General features: G+C 66.4%; 22 protein-coding genes. 9 read left to right on the top strand and 13 right to left on the bottom strand.

All coding sequences use genetic code 11. From position 1 onward, the window contains the following. Window positions 1-79 precede the first annotated feature (79 nt). Genes ACTJK0_RS16785 through ACTJK0_RS16775 form a run of 3 tightly spaced genes read right to left on the bottom strand, consistent with a single transcriptional unit; the run spans window position 80 to window position 1842 of the window. Window positions 80-808 (bottom strand): DNA alkylation repair protein, encoded by a 729-nt coding sequence (locus ACTJK0_RS16785; protein WP_440745960.1) that lies wholly within the window; start codon window positions 806-808, stop codon window positions 80-82. Window positions 809-840: 32 nt separating this feature from the next. Continuing rightward, the gene (locus tag ACTJK0_RS16780; protein WP_440745959.1) at window positions 841-1413 is read right to left on the bottom strand and encodes a GNAT family N-acetyltransferase; all 573 of its coding nucleotides are present in this window, start codon (window positions 1411-1413) and stop codon (window positions 841-843) included. Window positions 1414-1422: 9 nt separating this feature from the next. Further along, window positions 1423-1842, bottom strand: a complete 420-nt coding sequence (locus ACTJK0_RS16775; RefSeq protein ID WP_110541895.1) for a hypothetical protein — start codon at window positions 1840-1842, stop codon at window positions 1423-1425. 92 nt (window positions 1843-1934) lie between these two features. Here ACTJK0_RS16775 and ACTJK0_RS16770 point away from each other — a divergent pair, with 92 nt between their 5' ends. Continuing rightward, entirely contained in the window at window positions 1935-3317 is a 1383-nt protein-coding gene (locus ACTJK0_RS16770; RefSeq protein WP_440745958.1) for an MFS transporter, read from the top strand. Window positions 3318-3372: 55 nt separating this feature from the next. Here the strand turns inward: ACTJK0_RS16770 and bcp are convergent, their stop codons facing one another. From bcp to ACTJK0_RS16735, 7 genes are all read right to left on the bottom strand, one after another. After that, window positions 3373-3852: a thioredoxin-dependent thiol peroxidase gene (gene bcp, locus ACTJK0_RS16765; protein ID WP_110541893.1), complete on the bottom strand. Its 480-nt coding sequence runs from the start codon at window positions 3850-3852 to the stop codon at window positions 3373-3375. 81 nt (window positions 3853-3933) lie between these two features. After that, on the bottom strand, window positions 3934-4590 hold the full coding sequence (locus tag ACTJK0_RS16760) for a winged helix-turn-helix domain-containing protein (RefSeq protein ID WP_440745957.1): 657 nt from the start codon (window positions 4588-4590) through the stop codon (window positions 3934-3936). A gap of 9 nt (window positions 4591-4599) precedes the next feature. Next, window positions 4600-5943 (bottom strand): allantoinase AllB, encoded by a 1344-nt coding sequence (gene allB / locus ACTJK0_RS16755; RefSeq protein WP_440745956.1) that lies wholly within the window; start codon window positions 5941-5943, stop codon window positions 4600-4602. After that, complete coding sequence (locus ACTJK0_RS16750; RefSeq protein WP_440745955.1) at window positions 5936-7138, bottom strand: glycerate kinase; 1203 nt, start codon at window positions 7136-7138, stop codon at window positions 5936-5938. The genes allB and ACTJK0_RS16750 overlap by 8 nt, the downstream gene beginning before the upstream one ends. 3 nt (window positions 7139-7141) lie before the next feature. Next, on the bottom strand, window positions 7142-8932 hold the full coding sequence (gcl, locus tag ACTJK0_RS16745; protein WP_440745954.1) for a glyoxylate carboligase: 1791 nt from the start codon (window positions 8930-8932) through the stop codon (window positions 7142-7144). Window positions 8933-9051: 119 nt separating this feature from the next. After that, window positions 9052-9930, bottom strand: a complete 879-nt coding sequence (locus ACTJK0_RS16740; protein WP_440745953.1) for a 2-hydroxy-3-oxopropionate reductase — start codon at window positions 9928-9930, stop codon at window positions 9052-9054. 108 nt (window positions 9931-10038) lie between these two features. Further along, the gene (locus tag ACTJK0_RS16735) at window positions 10039-10839 is read right to left on the bottom strand and encodes a hydroxypyruvate isomerase family protein (RefSeq protein ID WP_440745952.1); all 801 of its coding nucleotides are present in this window, start codon (window positions 10837-10839) and stop codon (window positions 10039-10041) included. Window positions 10840-10990: 151 nt separating this feature from the next. Between ACTJK0_RS16735 and ACTJK0_RS16730 the strand changes: the two genes are divergently transcribed. Continuing rightward, window positions 10991-11902 (top strand): hypothetical protein, encoded by a 912-nt coding sequence (locus ACTJK0_RS16730; RefSeq protein WP_440745951.1) that lies wholly within the window; start codon window positions 10991-10993, stop codon window positions 11900-11902. 98 nt (window positions 11903-12000) lie between these two features. After that, on the top strand, window positions 12001-12744 hold the full coding sequence (locus tag ACTJK0_RS16725) for an MBL fold metallo-hydrolase (RefSeq protein ID WP_440745950.1): 744 nt from the start codon (window positions 12001-12003) through the stop codon (window positions 12742-12744). Between the two features lie 79 nt (window positions 12745-12823). Here ACTJK0_RS16725 and ACTJK0_RS16720 read toward each other — a convergent pair whose 3' ends face one another. Further along, the gene (locus tag ACTJK0_RS16720; protein WP_440745949.1) at window positions 12824-14077 is read right to left on the bottom strand and encodes an MFS transporter; all 1254 of its coding nucleotides are present in this window, start codon (window positions 14075-14077) and stop codon (window positions 12824-12826) included. 102 nt (window positions 14078-14179) lie between these two features. Continuing rightward, window positions 14180-15448, bottom strand: coding sequence for a M20 metallopeptidase family protein (locus ACTJK0_RS16715; protein WP_440745948.1), 1269 nt, complete (start codon window positions 15446-15448; stop codon window positions 14180-14182). A gap of 133 nt (window positions 15449-15581) precedes the next feature. Here ACTJK0_RS16715 and ACTJK0_RS16710 point away from each other — a divergent pair, with 133 nt between their 5' ends. The 5 genes from ACTJK0_RS16710 (at window position 15582) to ACTJK0_RS16690 (ending at window position 19525) form a co-directional block, all read left to right on the top strand. Next, window positions 15582-16601 (top strand): Lrp/AsnC family transcriptional regulator, encoded by a 1020-nt coding sequence (locus ACTJK0_RS16710; protein ID WP_440745980.1) that lies wholly within the window; start codon window positions 15582-15584, stop codon window positions 16599-16601. Between the two features lie 92 nt (window positions 16602-16693). Next, a complete protein-coding gene (locus ACTJK0_RS16705) occupies window positions 16694-16993 on the top strand; it encodes a putative quinol monooxygenase (protein ID WP_110541877.1) in 300 nt (99 codons plus the stop codon). Window positions 16994-17092: 99 nt separating this feature from the next. Beyond that, a complete protein-coding gene (locus tag ACTJK0_RS16700; RefSeq protein ID WP_110541876.1) occupies window positions 17093-17971 on the top strand; it encodes a Rieske 2Fe-2S domain-containing protein in 879 nt (292 codons plus the stop codon). An 80-nt stretch (window positions 17972-18051) separates the two neighbouring features. Beyond that, complete coding sequence (locus ACTJK0_RS16695) at window positions 18052-18687, top strand: GyrI-like domain-containing protein (protein WP_110541875.1); 636 nt, start codon at window positions 18052-18054, stop codon at window positions 18685-18687. Window positions 18688-18691: 4 nt separating this feature from the next. Beyond that, window positions 18692-19525: an MBL fold metallo-hydrolase gene (locus tag ACTJK0_RS16690; RefSeq protein WP_110541874.1), complete on the top strand. Its 834-nt coding sequence runs from the start codon at window positions 18692-18694 to the stop codon at window positions 19523-19525. A 53-nt stretch (window positions 19526-19578) separates the two neighbouring features. Here the strand turns inward: ACTJK0_RS16690 and ACTJK0_RS16685 are convergent, their stop codons facing one another. Beyond that, window positions 19579-21159 carry an HNH endonuclease gene (locus ACTJK0_RS16685; RefSeq protein WP_440745947.1) on the bottom strand — a complete coding sequence of 527 codons (1581 nt, stop codon included), beginning with the start codon at window positions 21157-21159 and terminating at the stop codon, window positions 19579-19581. A gap of 241 nt (window positions 21160-21400) precedes the next feature. On the opposite strand from ACTJK0_RS16685, the gene ACTJK0_RS16680 reads away from it, so the two are divergent. After that, on the top strand, window positions 21401-22282 hold the full coding sequence (locus ACTJK0_RS16680) for a hypothetical protein (protein WP_440745946.1): 882 nt from the start codon (window positions 21401-21403) through the stop codon (window positions 22280-22282). The last annotated feature ends 26 nt before the right edge of the window (window positions 22283-22308 follow it).

The following is a 22308-nucleotide window of genomic DNA, read 5'->3' as shown; positions in this document are numbered from 1 at the left end:
GCTGTTGGCGTTGTGGGCCATGGAAGTCGACTGGGGCAAGTACTGGCGCCGGAAGTAACTGCCTGCAGAGCAGGACCCATCAGGAACCTCGCCCGACATCATCTCCGATGACGACTTCCGGATGACGACGCCGCACCATCTCGTTAATCCATGCTGGCGCATACGGAGATGTGCAATTCGCGGGGGTGGGGTAGTCCTTGAGTACCTGCAGGCGTTCGCCGATGCTGATGGCCCTGGAGCGGTGCTCCGGATGCTCGATCCCGATCTCTGCCAAGGTGTGGTTCATGGCCGACTGAAGCCTGTCAGGTGCATCTTTCAATTCGGCTTCGATGGTGTCCAATAACCGGGGAAAGTTCAGCCCCTCGGGCGATTTGGCCACCCTCCCGGTGGTGAGTGCCCAGCCGGCGCTGGCCACAACAGGGTCCGGGTCCGCCATCCACGCAACCCGCAGGTCCTCGGCATGCGCACTCTTCCTGACCACATAGCTGACCAGCCAGTCGTGGAGTTTCGGAGCCCGTGACTGACGCAGCATGGCGTCCAGCTCCATCCGGCTGAAGTCCTTGGGCCGGCAGATCAGCAGGGCCAGCAGCCTTGCGGCCGTGTCATCGGTGGCCCACAACGCACAGGCGAGGTCGTGCTGGGTCTTCAACCGCTTGGCAATGGCCCGCAGCTTCGCCAGGTTGACACCGTGGTCATCCCCGCGCTTCTCATTGACTGCGCGCACGGCAGGCTCTTCAAGGGCTGCGAGCTCGGCCAGAACGTCATCCACTGCCTGGGCCATCCCTGCCTCCGCGTCTTTCGGGTTCATGAACTTCAGCTTAGGGCCGCGGCCACCAACGCCTACTGCAGGTCCAGGCGCATGAGCACCCGGGGGAACCCGTTAAGCACCGACGTCGTGTTTGCGGCCTTGGTGAAGCCGGCGTCCTCGAAAAGCTTCCGGGTGCCCACGTAGGCCATGGTGAGGTCCACCCTGCTGCCGCCGTTGTCCACCGGGTACCCCTCAATAGCCGGCGCCCCGTAGGTGCGGGCCAGCGCCACAGCGCCCGCGAGAAGATGATGGGCGATGCCCTGGCCCCGGTGCCCCGGGCGGACCCGGAGGCACCACACCGACCACACGTCCTGGTCGTCCACGTGCGGGATCCTGCGGCTGCGGGCAAAGCCCGTGTCCGCGCGAGGGTGGACCGCTGCCCACCCGACCGGGTCGCCGCCGTCGTAGGCCAAGACGCCGGGCGGGGGATCCTGGCCCAACAGCTGCCTGGCCAACTCCCCGCGTTCACCGCCCCGCAAGGACACGTTCTGCGTGGCAGGGATGCGGTAGCTCAGGCACCAGCAGACGGTGGAATCCGGGCGCTTGGGCCCCACCAGTGTCTTCACGTCGTCGAAGACCGTCGCCGGACGCACCTCAATCACCATCACGCGCTCCTAGTCTTCGGGGATCCGGCCGATGCTCCACGCAGCGATTTGGCGGGCATCAACCCGGGTCGCTGCCAGCGGCACCCTGATACCTCCTGACAGGAGCACGGGCCCCAGGAAATGGATGTACCGGTCCTGGCCCTCACTGGGCGGAGTATCCGGGCCACCTGCGTCCCTGTGTTCCTCAGCCCCGGATTCCCAGGAGTCAAGGACACCGGCGACCGCCCAGCTGCCGATCCGGACCTGGTCGTTTTGCCGCTGCATCCACACCCGCCGGGACACCACCGATCCGGAGACCACCGCGCCGTCAATCACCACGGTGAGCTCCAACGTCGCGTCGGGGCCGGTCCCGAAGACGGAGGACAGCAAAAGCGCCAGGCGCGGATCGGGTCCGTCGTCCGGGCCCTCGATCTCGACGTCGTTGGCCATGCCCGTCCCTTCCGCTTTGCCGTGGAGCCAGATGCCTGCCAGCCCAGTTTCCTCCCTGTTGGCCCCTGGTGCCCAGAACTACACTGGGACCCATGACCGAGCAGGAAGCGGACAAGGCCGCTGCGGCTCCCGATGCTGTCGACCATTCCCTGCGCAGCCCGGTAGAGCGGACCCGCACTTTCACCGGGGTCCTGGTAAACACTGCCTTGGCCAATATCACCACCAGCTTTCTGTGGTTTTCGCTGACGTTCTGGCTGTACCTGGAGACGCGCAACGTGATCGCCACCGGTGTGGTGGGCGGTGCCTACATGCTGCTGATCGCCCTCTCCAGCATCAGCTTCGGGACCTTCGTGGACCGTTACCGCAAGCTGGCAGTCATGCGCTTCGCAGCCGGTTTCACCCTGGTGATGTTCCTGCTGTCCGGGGTAATATTCCTGCTCACCCCTGCCGTGGCCCTGCTGGACCTCAGCCGGCCGTGGTTCTGGATTTTCACGCTGGTCGTCCTGGTAGGCGCTGTGGTGGAGAACCTGCGGAACATCGCCCTGTCCACCACGGTCACCATCCTCATCGAGCCTGAGCGCCGCGCGAATGCCAACGGGCTGGTGGGAATGGTGCAGGGGCTGATGTTCATCGTCACTTCCCTGCTGTCCGGGCTGTCAGTCGGGTTGCTGGGAATGGGCTGGACCATTGCCGTGGCGGTGGTGCTCACGGCGCTGGCGGCCGTGCACCTGCTGACCCTGCGGCTACCTGAGGAGGCACAGGTTGCGGCAACGGATGCCAGCGGCGGGTTTGATCTTCGCGGTTCCCTGGCCGCGGTGCTGGCCATTTCGGGCCTGTTTGCCCTGATTGTGTTCTCCACGTTCAACAATTTCATCGGCGGGGTCTACATGGCACTCATGGATCCATATGGGCTGGAAATGTTCTCCGTGGAAATGTGGGGTGCCGTCTTCGCCATCGGATCCACCGGCTTCATCATCGGCGGTGCCCTGATCGGCAGGTTCGGGCTCGGCGCCAACCCTTTGCGCACCCTTCTGATCACGGTAGCCGCCATGGGCGTGCTAGGCGCGGTTTTCACGCTGCGCGAGTGGGCGTGGCTCTACATTCTGGGGATCTGGCTCTACCTGCTGCTGGTCCCCTTCGCGGAGGCGGCGGAGCAGACAGTTATCCAGCGGATGGTGCCGTTGGAGCGGCAAGGCCGTGTCTTTGGCTTCGCGATGGCGTTTGAGTCGGCGGCGGCCCCCGTCACGGCGTTCCTCATCGCCCCGATCGCGCAATTTTGGATCATCCCTTACGCGCGCTCCACCGACGGGGCGGCTTACCTGGCGCCGCTGCTGGGCGAGGGCACCTCCCGCGGTATCGCCCTGGTGTTCCTGGTAGCCGGGATCATGATGATTGCGGCCGCGCTGCTGGCTTTCCTTAACCCGGTCTACCGACGGGTCTCCGATTCGTATGCGCAGGCGGCGGCAGACGGTTAAATGACTGGACGCTCCCGCGGGAATGCGGAAGCGTCCAGTTGTGAGTTACCGCGGACTACAGTCCCAGGGCTTCTTTCAGCCGTGCGACGTGGCCGTCGGCCTGCACCTGGTACTGGGCCAGGGCGACGTTCCCTTCGGGGTCCACCACCACGGTGGAGCGGACAATGCCTTCGTGGATTTCGCCGTTGACCAGCTTCTCGCCCCAGGCGCCGTAGGCCAGGGCAACCGCGTGGTCGGGGTCGGAGAGCAGGGGGAAGGTCAGGGAGAAGTCGCCGCTGAACCCGGCCAGGGCTTCCTGGGCGTCGGGGGAGATGCCGACAACTTCGTAGCCCTTGCCCTGGAGGGAGGCAAGGCTGTCGCGGAAGTCGCAGGCCTCGGTGGTGCAGCCGGGGGTGGCGGCCTTCGGGTAGAAGTACACGATGACGTTCTTGCCACGGTAGTCGGCCAAGGAGGACTCCCGGCCCTGGGCGTCCCGGAGGGTGAATTCAGGAGCCGGGGTGCCGGGCTGAAGCTTGGTGGTCAGGGTGGGGCTCATGGCGTTCCTTTGTAAGACTCGGTCAGTGATGGCCAAACATCAAGTGAAGCGGGTTGGCGCTTAGTGATACAAACCAGCGCGTCATATGCAGTATTCCGCCGGTCCCCGAACAGCGGCGTGCGGACCCGGAACAAACTGGTATCCGCCGCCGCGGACAGTGGCCACGGCGTAGCGCGCATTGCCCAGTTTCTTGCGGATCCTGCCCACGTACACGTCGATGGAGCGGGCCGTGGCGCCGGGGAAATCCAGGGACTCCAGGAAGCCCTGCAGTTCCTCGCGGCCCACCGTCCGGGACAGGTGGGTCACCAGGTACCGCAGCACCTTGTATTCGACGCCGGTCAGTGACACCGGCCTGCCATCCAGCAGGACAGTGTCGGCGGCGAGGTCCACGGCCACCCTGCTGACGGGGCCGGCCGACGGCGGCAGGCGGGGGCCGTCGTCGGCATCAGTTTTGCCGGGGTTCTCCGCCGCGGAAGGAACGCGAGAGGAGTCGGCTGCGGCTCCTTCCATGCTGGCGGAGGCCCCGGACGTGGGGGCTCCGGCGGCAGGCCAGTGGACTTCCGCCTCCGGAGCAGTTTCGAGGGCCCGGGCAAGGACCATGTTGGCGGCGTGGCGCAGGAGTTCCGGGCTGGTTCCTTCAGCCGGAACCACCCACACGGCGAGGCCACGGGCGGCGGCCTTCCGTGAAGCAAATCCTGGCCGTGCCCCCGCCCCCGGGTAGTGCGCTTCCACTGCCATGGCGCGTCCTTATACGCCGCCGCGGCGGATCAGCCTGCCCGTAGGGGTCTGGCCGTCCACTGCGGTGCCGCGGAGGTAGGTCCTGCGCACCACGCCGGACAGGGCTTTGCCGTCGTAGGGCGTGATCGGGTTCTTGTGCTTGAGCTTTGACACGTCCACCACGAAGGCCTCGTCCGGGGCGAAGACGGCGAAGTCGGCGTCGTAGCCCAAGGCCAGCTGGCCCTTGTTGGTCAGGCGCGCCAGGTTGGCGGGCTTCTCGGCCATCCAGGACACCACCTGCTCCAGCGGGATGCCGCGGTGCCGTGCCTCGGTCCAGATCAGGGACAGCCCCAGCTGGAGGGACGAGACACCCCCCCAGGCGACGGCGAAGTCGCCGTTTTCCAGGTCTTTCAGGTCCAGCGTGGAGGGGGAGTGGTCCGAGACGATGCAGTCGATGGTGCCGTCCAGCAGGCCCTGCCAGAGCAGCTCGCGGTTGGACGCCTCGCGGATGGGCGGGCAGCACTTGTAGGCAGTGGCGCCGTCCGGGATTTCCTCCGCCATCAGCGTCAGGTAGTGCGGGCACGTCTCCACGGTGAGCTTGACGCCGTCGCGCTTGGCGGAAGCGATCATGGGCAGCGCGTCCGACGACGACAGGTGCAGGATGTGCGCCCGCGCACCGGTCCAGCGGGCCCGTTCGATGACCTCGGCGATGGCCTTGTTCTCGGCGCCGCGGGGGCGGGAGGCCAGGAACGTGGAGTAGTGGTCGCCGCCGGGGTGGGGTGCGCGGTCGATGGCGTGCGAGTCCTCGGCATGGACGATCATGAGCGAGTCGAAGGACTTCAGCTCGGCCATGTCCTCCTCCATCTCGTCCGCGTCCAGGTGCGGGAACTCGTCCACGCCGGAGTGCAGGAGGAAGCATTTGAAGCCGAAGACGCCTTCGTCGTGCAGGGGCCGGAGGTCTGCCTTGTTGCCGGGGATGGCGCCGCCCCAGAATCCGACGTCGATGAACGCCTGGTCCTCGGCCACCTCGCGCTTGAGCTTGAGGTTTTCAACCGTGGTGGTGGGCGGAACGGAGTTCAGCGGCATGTCGATGATGGTGGTTACGCCGCCGGCTGCGGCTGCGCGCGTGGCGGAGGCAAAGCCCTCCCACTCGGTGCGGCCGGGTTCGTTGACGTGGACGTGGGTGTCCACCAGGCCGGGCAGCAGGGTCTCGTCATCGGCAAGCTCGATCACTTCGGCGCCGGCCAGGCCGTTGCCCAGCGGCTCGATGGCCACGATCTTGCCGTTGCGGACGCCCACCTCACGCGGGGCGATGCCGGCGGTGGTCAGGATGCGCCGGCCCCGGATGACGAGGTCGAAACGTTCTTCAGACACGGAGGTCCTCCTTGGTATCGGCGGTGACGGGCCTGTTGGCCGCCAGCCCCGCACTGATCTGGGTGCCCAGCTGCTCCAGCAGCGGCCCTGCCTCTGCTATGCACCTGTTTACATCGGTTTCCAGCGCCGTCAAAGCGTGGATGTCCGCGAACCCGGCGGCAGCGGCCTGCGCATGGTCCAGGGTGGTCCGCCCACAGACTGCGACGGCGGGAACGCCCTGGGCAGCGGCGGCGCGCGCAACGCCCATGGGCGTCTTGCCCAGCAGGCTTTGCTCGTCCAGGCTGCCTTCGCCCGTAATCACCAGATCGGCGCCGGCAAGCCGGTCCGCCAGCCCGGTGAATTCCAGGACGACGTCGATTCCCGGCCGCCGCGTCGCGGCCAGGACGGCGATGGCGGCGTAGCCCACGCCGCCGGCTGCCCCGGCTCCGGGGGCCTCGGCGGCTTTCACCGCACGGAATCCGATTTCCCTGGCCAGGACTTCGACAAACCTGGCCAGGGCGGCGTCGAGCATGCCGACGTCTTGTGGTGTGGCACCCTTTTGCGGGCCGAAAACGGCTGCAGCGCCCTGGGCGCCGAGCAGCGGGTTGTCGACGTCGGATGCCAGCACAAACCGTGTGTCCACCAGGCGGGGCTCGAAATCCGTGAAGTCGATGCTGTGCAGGTTGGCCAGCGCCGCCCCGCCCGGGGGAAGTTCGTTGTTCCTGTTGTCCAGGAACCGGGCGCCGAGCCCCTGCAGGACTCCGGCGCCGCCGTCGGTGTTGGCGCTGCCGCCGACGCCGAGGACAATCCTCCGGCAGCCTGCGTCCAGGGCGGCGCGGATCAGTTGGCCGGTGCCCAGGCTGGTGGCCATGGTGGCGGCAGCAGAATCGGGCTGCCCATTGCCGGCCTTGGGGACCAGGGCGAGCCCGGACGCCGTGGCCATTTCGATGACGGCCTCGTGCCCGCGGACCGCGAAGTCCGCTTCCACCGCTTGGCCCTGCGGACCGGTGACCGTTGCCGTGCGGCGGGTGAAGCCGGAGCCGACGGCGGCGTCGAGGGTGCCCTCGCCGCCGTCGGCCACCGGAATCCGGACGATGTCCAAAGGACTGACCGCTGCTGCCGCCGCACCGCGCTGCAGGCCCTTTTCCAGGTGGCTGCACACCTCCGGGGCGGACAGCGAACCCTTGAATTTGTCCGGGGCAATGACCACGCGCATGGGTTATGCCTGCAGTGCCAGGATGGCGGTGGGGGCGTCCGCGGCGGTTTCGGCCAGTTCCTCGAACTCGTTCACGGCGTTGATTTCTACGCCCATGGAGATGTTGGTGACCTTTTCCAGGATCACTTCCACCACCACGGGTACCCGGAACTCGCCCATCAGGGCCTTGGCCTTGTCGAAAGCCGAGGCGAGATCGCTGGGATCCTCCACGCGGACGGCCTTGCAGCCCAGGCCCTCGGCCACCTTGAGGTGGTCCACGCCGTAGCCGCGGGTGTCCTCGGACAGGTGCGCGCTGTTGATGTTCTCAAAGGCCAGGGACACGTTCTGTTCCATGTTGAAGCCGCGCTGCGACTGCCGGATCAGGCCCAGGTAGGAGTTGTTCACCACCACGTGGATGTACGGGAGGTTGAACTGGGCTCCCACGGCCAGTTCCTCGATCATGAACTGGAAGTCGTAGTCGCCGGACAGGGCCACGACGGTCTGGTCCGGGTTGGAGCGGGCGACGCCGAGGGCTGCCGGTGCGGTCCACCCCAGGGGGCCTGCCTGGCCGGCGTTGATCCACTTGCGCGGGCCGAACACGTGCAGCATCTGGGCTCCGGCGATCTGCGACAGGCCGATGGTGGACACGTAGGTGGTGTCCCGGCCGAAGGACTTGTTCATCTCCTCGTACACGCGCTGCGGCTTGATGGGGATGTTCTCGAAGTGCGTCTTGCGGTGCAGGGAGGCCTTGCGGTCCTGGCACTCGGCAACCCAGGCGCTGTAGTCCGGCAGGGACCCTGCAGCCGCCCGTTCCTTGGCGAGCTCAACAAGCCCTGCCAGCGCCGCACCGGCGTCGGACGCGATGCCCAGGTCCGGCGAGAACACGCGGCCGATCTGGGTGGGCTCAATATCGATGTGCACGAACGTGCGGCCGGCGGTGTAGGTTTCCAGGCCGCCGGTGTGGCGGTTGGCCCAGCGGTTGCCGATGCCGATCACGAAGTCGCTCTTCAGGTAGTTCTCGTTGCCGTAGCGGTGCGAGGTCTGCAGGCCCACCATGCCGGCCATGAGCTGGTGGTCGTCCGGGATGGTGCCCCAGCCCATCAGGGTGGGGATGACCGGAACGTTCAGGGTCTCGGCCAGTTCCACCAGCTGGGCGGAGGCGCCGGCGTTGATGATGCCGCCGCCGGCCACGATCAGCGGGTGCTTGGCGGACAGGAGCATGTCCAGGGCCTTTTCCAGCTGCTTGCGGGAGGCCTTGGGCTTTTCGACGGGGAGCGGCTCGTAGGTGTCGATATCGAATTCGATTTCAGCCATCTGGACGTCGATGGGCAGGTCCAGCAGCACGGGGCCGGGGCGGCCGGAGCGCATCAGCTGGAACGCCTTCTGGAAAGCGCCGGGAACCTGGCCGGGTTCCAGGATGGTCATGGCCATCTTGGTGACGGGCTCGGCGATGGACTCGATGTCCACGGCCTGGAAGTCCTCCTTGTGCAGCTTGGCCACCGGTGCCTGGCCGGTGATGCAGAGCATGGGGATGGAGTCGGCCCAGGCGGCGTAGAGGCCGGTGATCATGTCTGTGCCGGCGGGGCCGGAGGTGCCGATGCAGATGCCGATGTTTCCGTCCTTGGCACGGCTGAAGCCGTCGGCCATGTGGCTTGCGCCTTCAACGTGGCGGGCCAGGGTGTGGCGGATGCCGCCGTGGGCGCGCATTGCGGAGTAGAAGGGGTTGATTGCGGCGCCTGGCAGGCCGAACGCCTCGATGGCGCCTTCCTTTTCCAGGATGGCCACCGCTGCATCAACGGTACGCATCTTGCTCATGGGGTGCTCCTTGAAAGCTTGAAAGTCTGTTTTTGGGTGTGGTGAGGGAACCGCCGTCGTTTTGATGGACGACGGCGGGTTCCCTGCTTGTGTTGCCTGGTGCCCTAAAGGGCCTTGGGTTATTTCCTGCCGCTGAGCTGGAGGACCTGCTTGAAGAGTCCGGAGTGGTCCAGTGCGCCGTCGCCCTGGTTGACGGTGGCGGCGACGAGCTGGGCGACGACGGCGCCGAGCGGGATGGCGACGTTGGCTTCGCGGGCGGCGGAGGTGACGATGCCCAGGTCCTTGTGGTGCAGGGCCAGGCGGAAGCCGGGGTCGAAGTTGCGGTCCAGCATCTTCCGGCCCTTCTGGTCCAGGACCTTGGAGCCGGCGAGGCCGCCGCCGAGGACCTTGAGGGCGGCGTCGGTGTCCACGCCGTAGGCCTCGAGGAAGGCGATGGCTTCGCCGAGGACCTCGATGTTGACGGCGACGATCAGCTGGTTGGCAGCTTTGACGGTCTGGCCGGAGCCGGAGGGGCCCACGTGGACGATGGTCTTGCCGACCGCGTTCAGGACGTCCTGGGCATCCTCGAAGTCCTGCTTGTCGCCGCCAACCATGATGGAGAGCACGGCGTCGATGGCGCCCTGTTCGCCGCCGGAAACGGGTGCATCCAGGGGGCGGATGCCTGCTTCCTTTGCCTCTGCCGCGAGCCGAACTGCGACGTCGGGGCGGATGCTGGAGGCATCGATCCACAAGGTTCCCTGCCTGGCGTTGGCGAAGACGCCGTCCTTGCCGCTGACCACGCCCTCGACGTCGGGGGAGTCCGGCACCATGGTGATGACGACGTCGGCGTCCTGGGCGGCGTCCGCGATGCTGGAGGCGCCCTTGCCGCCTTCGGAGACCAGCTTGTCGATCTTGTCCTGGCTGCGGTTGAAGCCGGTGACGGTGTGGCCGGCCTTGACCAGGTTGATGGCCATGGGCAGGCCCATGATTCCGAGTCCGATGACTGCAACGTTGCTCATGATGGTTCTCTTTCTAAAGTCTGTGCGTGTGTTCCCAACTGACTCGCATTTGTTGTCGTTTTGAGGGCTCATAACGACAACTACTGCGAGTCAGTTGGGCGGGGGGAATTACCGGGAGGCGTGTTCGCGGATGGCCCAGCTGAAGGCCGTTTCCTGCGGTTCCTTGTACTCGAGGCCGATGTAGCCCTGGTAGCCGAGTTCACGGCTGCGGGCGATCCATTCGCCGAGGGGCAGGGTGCCGGTGCCGGGGGCGCCGCGGCCGGGGTTGTCGGCGATCTGGATGTGGCCGAAGTCCTTGGCGTGGTTCTCGATCACGAACGCGACGTCATCGCCATTGACTGCCACGTGGTAGAAGTCGGCGAGGAGCTTGACGTTGGTGGCGCCGGTTTCCTCCTTGACGCGGGCGATGACCTTGAGCGCGTCGTCGGCGGTGAGGAGCGGGTACCTGGGTGCGCCGCTGACCGGTTCCAGGAGGACGGTGCCGCCGATGCGGGCCACACCTTCAGCTGCCGCCGCCAGGTTCTTGACGGCGAGTTCGTCCTGCTCTTCCGGAGTGTACTCGTCCTGCCGGTTCCCGTAGAGGGCGTTGAAGGCCTTGCAGCCCAGGCGCTCCCCAATGCCAGCCACGACGTCGATGTTGTCCTTGAACTCGGAGCACCGGCCCTTCCAGGAAACCAGGCCGCGGTCGCCGCCCGGCATGTTTCCGGCATTGAAGTTCAGCCCTGTGAGCTGCACGCCGGCGTCCGTGATGGCGTTCTCGAACTTGGCAACCTCGCTGTCCGCCGGGACCGAGGTTTCGAAGGGCCACCAGAACTCAACGGCGTCGAAGCCCGCTGCCTTGGCCGCGGCGGGGCGCTCAAGCAGGGGCAGCTCCGTGAGCAGGATGGAGCAGTTCACTGTGTACGTCATCGTAGGTCCTTCCGGGGAGGGCGTTGATCTATCTTCCCTTGCGTCCGGCGCCTTCACCGTTTCCGCTTTGTGGAATTTAGATTCTGCTTTATGAAAAGTGTAGGGAAGATGGGGCGGGGTAGTCAAGGGGAAGCCCGGGCAGGAGACTGGTATGGAACAACCCGCTTGGCAGGAACAGTTGGGAGTGATCGTGGCCGGCAGCCGTCTGCGCCTTGTGGCCTGGCTCCTTGCCCTGGCCGGATTCCTCTCTGCCTGCACCCAGGCTGCCGGTCTGGAGCAGTCCGTAAGCGCTCCGCCGTCCCAAACGGCCACAGCCGAAGGCGCGGCCGGCCCGCAGCAGGGAGCGCCCGGCGCCGCCCTGGCTCCGCCGGAGGCTGCCATTCAGACTGGTGCACCTGCACCTGCTCCCGCACGGGTGCCGGTCCCGGCTCCAGCCCAACCGCCGGTTCCCGCCCCTGTCCCGCAGCCGTTCGCCCTCAATCTGTACCGGGAGGGTGACTTTGTTCCGCAGTACACCTTCGACTGGTGCGTGGCGGCGAGTATCCAGATGGCCCACAACCTGATCGATGACACGGGCGGTGGTACGTGGGCGGACTCGGTGCAGCAGGGCCAATTGTGGGAGATGGCGCGCGTCCGCTCGTCCGACTCCTTCAATGGTGCCAGCCCCTTCGGCTGGGCGCAGGTCCTGACGGAATCGGGGATGGGGCCGTACCGGGTGGTGAGCATTGCCGACTATGGCGAGGCAGTCCGGACGGCGGCACGCGCCATCGCGGAAACCGGCAGGCCGGTGGGACTGGTGATGTGGAGCGGACGCCACGCCTGGGTGATGAGCGGGTTCGAGTCCCTGGGCGACCCGCGGCAGTTCGCTGATTTTTCTGTGACCGGCGTCCATGTGCTGGATCCCCTGTATCCGTACGGCAGCGGGCAGTGGGGTCCGTCGCCCGTCCCCAACAGCCTGTTGACCCCGGAAGAACTGGCAACCCAGTTCGTGGTGCGGGAGCCGCGCCGCTGGAGCAGTGGCCTGCCGGCGGGGTATCTCCTGGTGCTGCCGGTCGCTGCCTGATGCAAGGAGCGGGCTAAATGCCCTGTTCTCCTGCTTTAGGGCGTTCCTGCTGGGTACCTCCAGGGCAGCGAGCTTTTCGCCAGCGAAAGGAACCCGGCATGATCGTCCCCAACGTGGCAGACGGCGTTCATATGATGACCCACGCCAACGTCAACTGCTACGTGATCGAGGACGACCATGGGCTGACCCTGGTGGACGCGGGGCTGCCCACCATGTGGCCCATGCTCACGCAGCTTCTCGAGGAGCGGAACCGGCGCCCGCAGGACGTCAGGGCCCTGGTCCTCACGCACGGCCACTTTGACCACGTCGGGTTCGCCCTGCGGGCCCACCGGCAGTGGGGGATTCCAGTGCTGGTGCACCAGGGGGACGCCCGCCTGGCGGCGCACCCCTACCGGTACAAGCCGCAGCGGAACAGGTTCCTCTACCCGTTTACGCATTCCAAGTCCCTCCCGCGGTTGGGCCGGATGGCGGCGGCAGGCGCCCTTGCCGTGAAGGGCATCCCCGACACCCGGCAACTCGGCACCGGCGTGGCCGACGCACTGACCGGACGTCCCGCCGTCGTCCATACCCCGGGCCACACGGACGGCCACTGCATCCTGCACCTGCCGGACCGGGGCGTGGTCCTCACCGGCGACGCCCTGGTGACCCTGGATCCCTACACCGGCAAGACCGGCGCGCAGATCGTTGCCTCGGCCGCCACCAAAGACACCGGCCAGGCCCTGGCATCGCTGGACGCGATTGCCGCAACGGGTGCCACCACGCTGTTGCCGGGGCATGGCGAGCCCTGGAGGGCGGGCGCCGAAGCCGCGGTGAAGGAGGCGCTGAGGATCGGCGCACACTGACGGCGGCGGCCGCAGCAACAAACGCGAAAGGTCCCCGGCGCGCTGGACTGCGCCGGGAACCTTTCTGCCGATGGGATGCCTAGTGCGTCAGGTCCTTGCCCTTGGTTTCGGGGATGGTGAACACGAAGGCGGCACTGACCACCAGCAGCAGCACGGCGTAGATGTTGAACACCTGCGGTGCCCCGAGGGAGGAACCCAGCCACTGCTGCAGGTAAGGTGCCGTGCCGCCGAACACTGCCACGCAGATGGAGTAGGGCACGCCCACGCCCACGGTGCGGATGGACGTCGGGAACAGCTCGGCGTACACGGCGGGGACGATGGCTGCGCTCGCGGCGATGAACACGAGCATCACGGACATGCTGACCGCCAGCTGCCAGGCAGAGTCCTTCAGCAGCCAGGTCATGGGGAAGTGGAACACCGCGGAACCGATCTCACCGGCCCACAGGACCTTCTTGCGGCCGATCCTGTCCGAAAGCTTGCCCCACACCGGCAGGGCTGCGATGAAGACGATGTTGCCGACGACCCCGGCCCACAGTGCCTCGCCCCGGTCGATCTTCAGGGCCGTGGTGGCGTAGCTCGGTGCCACGACGCCCCAGATGTAATAGATCACCGTCAGGCCTACGGTCAGTCCGATTACCTGCAGCGCCTGCTTGCGGTAGCGGACGATCTGGGGCCAGATCGGTGCACGCCGCTGGGAAGTGGCTTCACCTTCGAAGGCTTCGGTTTCATGAAGGCGCGAGCGCATGACCAGTGCGTAGAGGCCCATCGCGGCGCCGATCAGGAACGGGATCCGCCAGCCCCACGCGTTCATCGCCTCGGTGCTGAGTGCCATGTTCAGGACTGCGCCCAGCAGGGTGCCGAACAGGATGCCCACCGTGCCGGACGTGTAGATCAGGGTTGCCCAGAAACCGCGGTGCTCCTTGGGTGCCATTTCTGAGAGATAGGTTTGCGACGACGGCAGCTCACCGCCGTGCGCCAGGCCCTGCACCAGCCGGGCCACCAGGAGCAGCAGGGAGGCGAAGGCACCCACGCTGGCAAAGGTGGGGGCGATGCCGATCACCAGGCTGCCCAGTGACGCGAGGCCGACCGCCAGGGTCATGGAAACCTTCCGGCCCACCCGGTCACCGATCCAGCCAAACAGGAAGCCGCCGAAAGGCCGTGCCACGAAGCCGACGGCGAAGATCGCCAGGGTGGACAGTACCGCCGACGCCGGGTCCGCCTTGCTGAAGAGCTGGCTGGCAATGAACGGCGTGAAGGTGGCATAGATAGCCCAGTCGTACCATTCAACGGCGTTGCCGATGCCGGTGCCGACGATGGTCTTGGCAGTGGACATGCGTCCAGTCTGGGGCTTGGTTACTGCAACGGACATGATCTTCTTCCTGCTGGGTGGGGTGGAGGGTGGCAGCGGCGCTGCTGCCGTTGACGGAGGGGGCGCCTAGGCGGCCCGGCACAGCGTGGCCAGCCGCGACATGGCGAGTTCGGCGTAGAGGGCTGCACCGTCAGCCAGCACGCCGTCGTCGAAGGTTGCATACGGCGAGTGGTTGAAGGGCGACTCGTCAGGGTCGCCGCCGGGGGCAACGGCGCTGAGTCCCACGAAGGTCCCGGGCACCTCGGCGAGCACGCGGGAGAAGTCCTCCGAGCCGCTCAGCGGGGTGGCCCAGCGCGAGAGGCGGCGCTCGCCGAAGAGTTCCGTGATGACCTTTTCGGCGGTATGGGTTTCGTCCTCGCTGGTGATGGTGAGCGGGTACTCCTGGAGGTAGTCGACGGCGGCCTCCACCCCGTGTGCCGCCGCGATGCCTTTGAGCAGGCGCGGAACGGCGTCCATCATCTTCAGGCGCGACGCCTCGGAGAACGTCCGGATGGTGGCCTCGATGCGGGCTGATTCGGGGATGACATTCCGCTTGGTGCCGGCATGGAGCACTCCGACGGAGAGGACAACGGGATCGAACATGTTGAACTGCCGGGTGACCATCACCTGCAGTGCCGTGACCATTTCCGCGGCCACGGTGACGGGGTCCTTTGCCGAGTGCGGGGCCGATCCGTGGCCGCCGGCGCCGAGTACCGTGACTTCCAGCCCGTCTGAGGCGCTGAGCATGACGCCGGACTTGGTGCAGAACGTGCCGTGCGGCTCCAGGGACGAGAACACGTGCATGCCGTAGGCCGCCTGGACGCGGGGACCGGCGGCGTCCAGCACGCCTTCACGGAGCATGTAGCTGGCACCGTCGAAGCCTTCCTCGCCGGGCTGGAACATGAGGACGACGTCCCCCTGCAGCAGGTGCCTCTTCTCGGCCAGCAGGGTGGCGGCTCCGGCGAGCATGGACGTGTGCAGGTCGTGGCCGCAGGCGTGCATGGCGCCGTCGGCCCGGGAGGTGAAGTCCACGCCGGTCTTTTCCTGCACCGGCAGCCCGTCCATGTCGGCGCGGAGCAGGACGACGGGGCGTTCGCCGGCTGCCTTGCCGCTGTTGTTGACTGCGGCGTGGTTTCCTGCGCCGTTCCCGGCAGCGGGCCGGCCTCCGCGCAGGACTGCGGTGACCGACGTCGTGTCCTTGCCCAGCGTGATCTCGTACGGAAGCCCGTCCAGCGCCTGGAGGACCTTTTCCTGGGTGCGGGGAAGGTGGAGCCCGATTTCCGGCTGCCGGTGGAGGTCGTGGCGAAGCCGGGCCAGGTCGTCCTGCAGGTCTTTTGCGTCGTCGGTAATGGGCACGTACTGCTCCTTGGAAAGTCGGTGGCGGGGCTTGTGGACTATTCTGAAGTGGCGCAGTTCACATGCCTTGAAAGCGCTGGAATTATTCCTGAAAGTGGCCATTGGAGCAGGATTCATGCAAAACGATTCGTTGATGGAGCTCAGCGAGGAAGACCTTGCCCTGATCCAGGTCCTGCAGGCCGCTCCCCGGATTGGCTGGGCGGACGCAGCCAAGGTGCTGGGCGTGCACGCCACCACACTGGCGGCACGGTGGGAACGCCTCACTTCGAGCGGGGCGGCATGGGCCACAGCGCACTTGGCGGGCGACCCGAAGCAGATGCTGCTGGCCTATGTGGCGGTGGACTGCGAGATGAACCGCCGGGACAGCGTAACGGCGGAGCTGGCCGCCATCCCCGAAATCGTCACCGTGGAGGAAGCAGCCAGCAACCGCGACCTGATGCTGACTGTCATCACGCGCTCCCTGGAGGAATTCAGCGAAAAGATCATCTCCCGGCTCAAGTCCGTGGAAGGGCTGACGAAATACCAGGTGGCCCTCTGCACCCGGCTGCACAGCAGCGGCGACGACTGGCGCCTCAACGTCCTGAGCCGGTCACAGGTGGCGCTGCTCCGAACCCTCGCCTCCCCGGCAGTTCCGGAATCCCTGCAGGCGGCCCAACTGCCGCAGAACCACCTGGACCTGCTGCCCTTCCTCGCCCGGGACGGCCGGGCCACGGCGGCCGAAATTGCCCGCTCCCTAGGCCGTCACCCGGCCACCGTCCAGCGCCAGCTGAACCGGGTGCTGGCTAGCGGCATCCTGTCGTTCCGGTGCGAAATCGCCCAGCGATACTCGTCCTTCCCCGTGACCTGCCAGTGGTTCGTCAATGTTCCGGCGGGCCAGCACGAAGCCGCGGCCGCGGAGATCCGCACCATCAGCAATGTACGGCTCAGTGCCTCCACCACAGGGCCAACCAACTTCGTGATCATCATGTGGCTGCACACGCTGGCCGACGTCCTGTCCGCCGAGCTCGCGCTGCAGCAGAAGGTCCCCGGAATTGAGATCGTGGAGAGCGTGGTGATGCTGCGGACAGTCAAGCGGGTGGGCTGGATGCTGAAGGAAGACACGACGGCGAGTGGCGCTGTCGTGCACGGCGGCGGCCTGGGTGCTGCGGAGTGAAGGCTTAGGACTGAAGGCGCAGGACTAAGGTGAGGCTCCGCCGTCGTGTCCTGTTACGTCGCTGTTGTCCTGGTGTACGGCACACTGTCCCTATGACGTTTGCCAATGTTGGACTGCTCGGAACCAAGCCCGGCCAGCGGGACGCCCTGGTGGCCATCCTGCTTCGGCCAAAGCCCGGGATGAAGGAAGCCGGCTGCCTGCTTTACGAAGTAGGGGTCAACGATGACGCTCCGGACACCGTGTTCGTCTCCGAGCTGTGGGAATCCGCCGAGGCGCACCAGGCCTCGCTGCAGCTCGACAGCACCCGTGCAGCGATTGCCGAAGCCATGCCTTTGCTGTCCGGGGAAATGGGAGGCCACCGGTTCACTGTCCTCGGATCCCCCCTGCGGTGACGCCAGGACCGCAGAGGCCGGCTCCGGGCATTGCGCCTGCCCAAAAACGAAGGTGTTCCGTGCTGAGTGTCCTGCTGCGATTGGGGTAAGGGAAGACACATGAAACCCTTGCCCGCACTTGAGCTTGTAACCCGTCTCGAGGATGCCGAATGGCTTGACCCGCTGGCCAAGAGCGTACGCAAAGCCGTCAAAAAGGTCATCAAACCGCGGTGGGCCCGCGATATCCTGCACGGCGTTCCCATTGGCCACCCTGTCCATCCCCTGGCGGTCCAGGTTCCGATCGGCGCCTGGCTTTCGGCCGGTGTCCTTGATGCCGTTCCAGGAGCAGAGAAGGCCGCGCGGTTGCTGATCGGGGTGGGTGCACTCAGCGTGGTCCCGTCCGCGCTTGCGGGTTTCACGGACTGGTCCCAGCTCCATCCGCAGCAGCAGAGGGTGGGCCTGGTACACGCAGCGGCCAATGTCACCGCGACCGGCCTCTACGCCGCGTCCCTGGTCCAGCGGGCCAGGGGCAGCCAGGGCAGCGGCAAGGTCCTGGCCTACCTGGGGCTCGCGACGGTCAGTGCAGGCGGGTTCCTGGGCGGCCACCTGTCGTACCGGCAGGCCGCAGGCGTCAATCACAGCGAGGAAATCCCGCACCGCTTCCCGTCCGGCTGGCACCCGCTCGCACCGCTTGTTGAGCTGCCGGAGGGTGGCCTCCACAAACGCGAGGTAGCCGGAATACCCCTGCTGGTTCACCGTGAGGGCGACACCGTCAACGTCCTGTCCAACGTCTGCAGCCACCTTTCCGGGCCGCTGAACGAAGGCAAGATCAAGGACGACGGCGGGGAGGCCTGCGTCGTCTGCCCGTGGCACCGAAGCACCTTCTCCCTCCGCACCGGAGAAGTGAAGGCCGGCCCCGCCACTTCCAGGCAACCGGTGTTCCAGACGCGTGTGACCGGGGAAGTGGTGGAAGTGTGCCTGCCCGGAGCCGACGGGTAGAGAGGCCGTTAGCCCCTACTGGGTGAGGTTCAGCAGCGGAAGACTGGGTCCGTGAAGGGGGCCAGGGGAGTGCACGCCAGGTGAGCAATCTTCGCGGGGATATTTCGGTCCTTTACAAGGGGCGGAAGGGGTCGGTGGATTTCGTCGACGTTCCGTCCTTGCTCTTCGCCGTGGTGCGGGGCCAGGGTGATCCGGAGGCGCCGGACTTCGCCGCGGCGCTCCAAGCGCTTTTCACCGTGAGCTATGCCGCGCATTTCGGGCTCAAGAAGCAGACTGGCGAGGTCACTAAGGTCATGCCGCTGGAAGCACTGTGGTGGTTTGATATGCCCGGACAGCCGGAGGGCATGGAGGGCGTGGCCGCGGGATTCAGCGGTCTTGCGGGAATCGGCAGGGAGTCCTGGCAATGGCAGGCCATGATGGTGCAGCCCGAACCCATCGATGAAGGAGTGCTTGACCGGGCCCGGGAGCAGTCCCGGGCGAAGGGACTTCTGGCGTTGGACCTCCTGCGGTTCGAACGGTGGGAAGAGGGCCGGTGCGCGCAAACGCTTCATGTTGGGCCTTACGCTGACGAGGGTCCAACAATTGCCCTGCTTGATTCGGCGGTTACGGCAGCTGGTTTGAAGGTCCGCGGCAGGCACCACGAAATCTACTTGGGCGATCCCCGGCGGAGCGCACCTGAAAAGCTGCGCACGTTGATCCGCCACCCCGTGGTGTGAGGGCATGGCAATGCGCGTTACGGAACCACGGGAAATTGCCGATGGCGTCGTGCTCATCACCGCCGGCAAGGGGCCGATGGCCTCAAACCTCTACCTTGTCCGCTCGGGGCCCGCATGGGCGATGGTTGACTGCGGCTGGGCCGGCAGCGCCGAACCGGTCCGGCGGGCAGCGGAGGAAGTCGTAGGGCGTGGGAAACCGCCTGACGCCATCCTGCTGACGCATATCCATCCCGACCACTCCGGCGCGGCCGGTGCCCTGGCCCGGGGGTGGAAGGTGCCCGTATATGTCCACCACGCCGAAATGCCTATGGCGGCGGGGCGATACGTACCAGGCTTTTCGATGCCGCTGGACCGCTGGCTGGTAGCTCCGTTCCTGTGGGCCTTGCCGGGCCGGGCTCGCCGGAAGATTGAAGCGGCGGGGGACATCACAGACGTCGTCCGCAGCCTGCCCACATCCGGAGAGGTACCAGGTCTTCCGGGGTGGGCAGTAATCGCCACCCCCGGCCACACCCCCGGGCACGTTGCCTACTGGCGCTCCCGGGATGGCGTCCTGGTCACGGGTGATGCAGTGACCACGGTGAACCTGAATTCCGTCAGCGGAATCCTGCTGGCAGCGCCCGACCTCTCCGGGCCGCCCCGGTACACCACCTGGAACTGGAAGCAGTCCATGGACTCAGTGTCGCGGCTGGCCGAACTGGGTCCCAGGTTGATCGCGCCAGGCCATGGGCAACCACTCGCTCTTGGAGCTGTTCCGCGGCTCCGCGCCCTGGCCAGGCGGGAGCGGGCGCAACGGATGACCCGTCGCCGCCGCCTCGCCGGAGCACCCAGACCGATCTGACGAGGGCTTCCCGGGCAAGCCTGTTTGACCATGGCCGGTTATGGGCAAGGCAGTCACGGCGAGAGGGCGAAGGGCTGTGCGAGGGATAAGGCCTGTGTGAGGAATTCTGCCCAGAGGGGGTCGTCGGGTGGGAGGTCGTCGAGGTCGATGAGGGTGTCGTCGTCTGGTTCCCACGGTGGCAGGTCTTCGACACAGGCGTCTTCGCCGTGGAAGCAGGCAGGCAGCGCAGCACTACTTAGCGGCAGGATGCCTTGTGGCCAGACGGTTGGTTCGGGGGTGGGGGGTTCGGGTTTGTAGTGCCGGCCGGTGGGTGAGGTCCAGCCGGGTGGCTCATGCGGGGTTGCCGCATCCGGGGTCCAGTGGCTGTTGTGTTTGAGCCGGTGGTGTTTGGGGCAGAGCTGGGCCAGGTTGTTGATTCCGGTGCTTCCGCCGTGGTGCCAGGCGGTGAGGTGGTCGGTGTCGTTGTCCGGGGTGTGGTTAGTGCAGCCGGGGAAGGTGCATTTGCCGTCGCGCATCCTGATCCATTGTTTGATGGTCTCTGGGAGCCGGTAGCGGGTGCGGCCGATCTCCAAAGGTGCACCGTCGCGGGGGTCGACCAGCACCCGGTAAAACGAATCCGCCCCGTCCGCTACGAGTTTCCGCGCCATTGACGCGGGGATGGGACCGAAGCCGTCCAGTTCCGCGGGTTCATCGGTGAGTCCGAGTAGAGCGAACAACGGAACCGTGACCAGGACGTCGGCGCGCGGGGTGGGGACCTTTCCAAGCTCAGCCGTGTTTGCGTCAGTTTCGCCCCCAGCGGTGCCGGCGCCCAGGAGCAGGCTGGCGGCGATGTCGGGGCGGAGTTGGGTGAGGGTGCGGGTTTCGTCGGGGCTTTGGAGTCCGCGGGCGGTGGCGGTGGTGCGGTTCCAGATCGCCGACGCGGCGTGGCCGGGCAGGTAGAGGGAGAGCCAGGCCGTGCCGTCCCGGTCGGGGGTGTATTCCATCCGCCGGTCCGCGACCCCTTTGGCGTGGCGCTTGTCGAGGGTTTCGGGGTGGTGGCGTTCCCGCCACGCACGAACGTTGGCCCGGAACCGGGACGGGATGAGGTCGCCGGGGGTGTCGCCGCGGGCCGGGCTGGGTGCCTCGGGGTCGAAGAAGTGCGCCACCAAACCCGCGGCGCCGGCAGGGGTGAGGCCCTCGGTTTCGTCCGCAACGATGCGGGCGTGCTGCCAGGACACGGCACCCGCCGACAGGGCGTCCATCACCGGCGGCAGGGTGCAGATCCGGCGGGACTGGTCCTCCAGGGCGGCGGCAGCTCGGGAGCTGATGGCCAGGATCCCGGCGATCTCTTCCACGGCCGACATCTCCGCATAGGTCCGCTCCTGCAAAGCGGCCTCCGGGGCAAGCAACGCGTGCTGGATCTCAACGGCGCCGGCAACATCGCGGGCCTTGACGGCGGCAAGCGGACCCTCAAGCCGCTTCACCACCTCCAGCCGTTCCAGCCGCGGTTCATACCGCCGCTGCAACACGTCAACATCAGCACCAACAGCAGCGTCCGATGCCAAAGCAGCATCTTCAAGGCCCAGCGCATCAAGGGCAGCAACAGAGGCAGAGATACCCTCCGTCACTGCCCCACCACCACCCCTGTTTGCCATACCCACATCATCCAACGAGGGTCCGACAATGAGGCCCTGACATTAACGTCCCGGGCCGCCACGGGCTTGGGACCCCGCCCACGGGACCCGCCTCATGCACAGACGCAGGAAGTTCGGCGCCCAGGCGGCGGCTGAACAGCGGCGATGCCGCAAAGATTTCGCTCGGGTATTTTCGTCACCTCCCCTCACCCCTTACAGTGGAAACACTAAGCATGCTGTCTATTTTTGGAGGGTGAACTTGATGCGAAAAGTATCTGCGCTTGGAGTGGTGACTGCTGCAATGCTTGCGTTGGCCGGCTGCTCGGGAGGCGGCAGCGGCACTGCCAGTCCGTCAGGGACGACGTCCGCCTCGGCCTCTGCCAGCCCGACGGCCAGCGCCAAGGCGTACTCGGAAGATGAGCTCCGCAACCTCATTTCGGGCATGAAGGACGCCGACGGCAACGAACTGAAGCTCTACTCCAAGGAGCAGGTTGACCAAGGCGGGAACATTGCCAACCTGCTGATGAGTACCGCAACCATCGATCCCAAGGACTGTAAGGACATCGCCACCGCCGGCCTGCTGGACAAAGTGGAAAGCGGCGATGTGGCCGTGGCGCTGTCAGAGGGCAACCAGCCCCGCACATTGTCCGCCCAGTCCGGCAGTGAAGGCCCGGACGCCGTCAAGACGCTGAACGATATCAGCGGCAAAATGGACCAGTGCGCCAAGTTCACCGTCTCTGCGCTCGGGCAGAAGTACGAAGTTTCCAGCCAGGAACTTCAGGCGGACACTGATGCGGATAAGACCTTCGCCACCGTCAGCACCCGCAGCGGTGACAACCAGCAGAAGCTGATGCAGGTTTCGGCCGCGCAGGGACGTCTCCTGGTGGTTGCCACCAAGAGCGGAACCGATGTGGGCGACCAGGACAAGAAGGAACTTGAGGACCTGATCAACGCTGTGCTGAAGAAGGCTGAAAGCGGCGGTGCAACGTCCAGCGCTTCGGCCTCCAGTTCCTCCAGCTCATCGGGCATGGCCTCGCCGAGCGGTTCGGCGTCGTCAAGTGCATCGTCAACTTCCACCTCTTCGGCAACGATGTCCTCGGGCACCGGCGCCTCGTCGTCGGCCTCTCCGAGCACCTCGCGCTAGCGGCCACTACTCAACAAAGGGGTGGG

The sequence above is a fragment of the Paenarthrobacter sp. 22069 genome, from assembly GCF_052046035.1.
In the GTDB taxonomy this organism is placed as follows: domain Bacteria; phylum Actinomycetota; class Actinomycetes; order Actinomycetales; family Micrococcaceae; genus Arthrobacter.
The sequence above is the reverse complement of the archived record's forward strand: the minus strand, read 5'-3'. Positions and strand labels throughout refer to the sequence as shown.

Coding starts and splice junctions, on each gene's coding strand:
- ACTJK0_RS16700 (WP_110541876.1), top strand. CDS start 17,093: ATGAAACCCTTGCCCGCACTTGAGCTTGTAACCCGTCTCGAGGATGCC.
- ACTJK0_RS16685 (WP_440745947.1), bottom strand. CDS start 21,159: ATGGCAAACAGGGGTGGTGGTGGGGCAGTGACGGAGGGTATCTCTGCC.
- ACTJK0_RS16770 (WP_440745958.1), top strand. CDS start 1,935: ATGACCGAGCAGGAAGCGGACAAGGCCGCTGCGGCTCCCGATGCTGTC.
- ACTJK0_RS16725 (WP_440745950.1), top strand. CDS start 12,001: ATGATCGTCCCCAACGTGGCAGACGGCGTTCATATGATGACCCACGCC.
- ACTJK0_RS16780 (WP_440745959.1), bottom strand. CDS start 1,413: ATGGTGATTGAGGTGCGTCCGGCGACGGTCTTCGACGACGTGAAGACA.
- ACTJK0_RS16720 (WP_440745949.1), bottom strand. CDS start 14,077: ATGTCCACTGCCAAGACCATCGTCGGCACCGGCATCGGCAACGCCGTT.
- ACTJK0_RS16735 (WP_440745952.1), bottom strand. CDS start 10,839: ATGACGTACACAGTGAACTGCTCCATCCTGCTCACGGAGCTGCCCCTG.
- ACTJK0_RS16760 (WP_440745957.1), bottom strand. CDS start 4,590: ATGGCAGTGGAAGCGCACTACCCGGGGGCGGGGGCACGGCCAGGATTT.
- ACTJK0_RS16775 (WP_110541895.1), bottom strand. CDS start 1,842: ATGGCCAACGACGTCGAGATCGAGGGCCCGGACGACGGACCCGATCCG.
- ACTJK0_RS16710 (WP_440745980.1), top strand. CDS start 15,582: ATGGAGCTCAGCGAGGAAGACCTTGCCCTGATCCAGGTCCTGCAGGCC.
- bcp (WP_110541893.1), bottom strand. CDS start 3,852: ATGAGCCCCACCCTGACCACCAAGCTTCAGCCCGGCACCCCGGCTCCT.
- ACTJK0_RS16690 (WP_110541874.1), top strand. CDS start 18,692: ATGGCAATGCGCGTTACGGAACCACGGGAAATTGCCGATGGCGTCGTG.
- ACTJK0_RS16705 (WP_110541877.1), top strand. CDS start 16,694: ATGACGTTTGCCAATGTTGGACTGCTCGGAACCAAGCCCGGCCAGCGG.
- ACTJK0_RS16785 (WP_440745960.1), bottom strand. CDS start 808: ATGAACCCGAAAGACGCGGAGGCAGGGATGGCCCAGGCAGTGGATGAC.
- ACTJK0_RS16680 (WP_440745946.1), top strand. CDS start 21,401: ATGCGAAAAGTATCTGCGCTTGGAGTGGTGACTGCTGCAATGCTTGCG.
- gcl (WP_440745954.1), bottom strand. CDS start 8,932: ATGAGCAAGATGCGTACCGTTGATGCAGCGGTGGCCATCCTGGAAAAG.
- ACTJK0_RS16750 (WP_440745955.1), bottom strand. CDS start 7,138: ATGCGCGTGGTCATTGCCCCGGACAAATTCAAGGGTTCGCTGTCCGCC.
- ACTJK0_RS16730 (WP_440745951.1), top strand. CDS start 10,991: ATGGAACAACCCGCTTGGCAGGAACAGTTGGGAGTGATCGTGGCCGGC.
- ACTJK0_RS16740 (WP_440745953.1), bottom strand. CDS start 9,930: ATGAGCAACGTTGCAGTCATCGGACTCGGAATCATGGGCCTGCCCATG.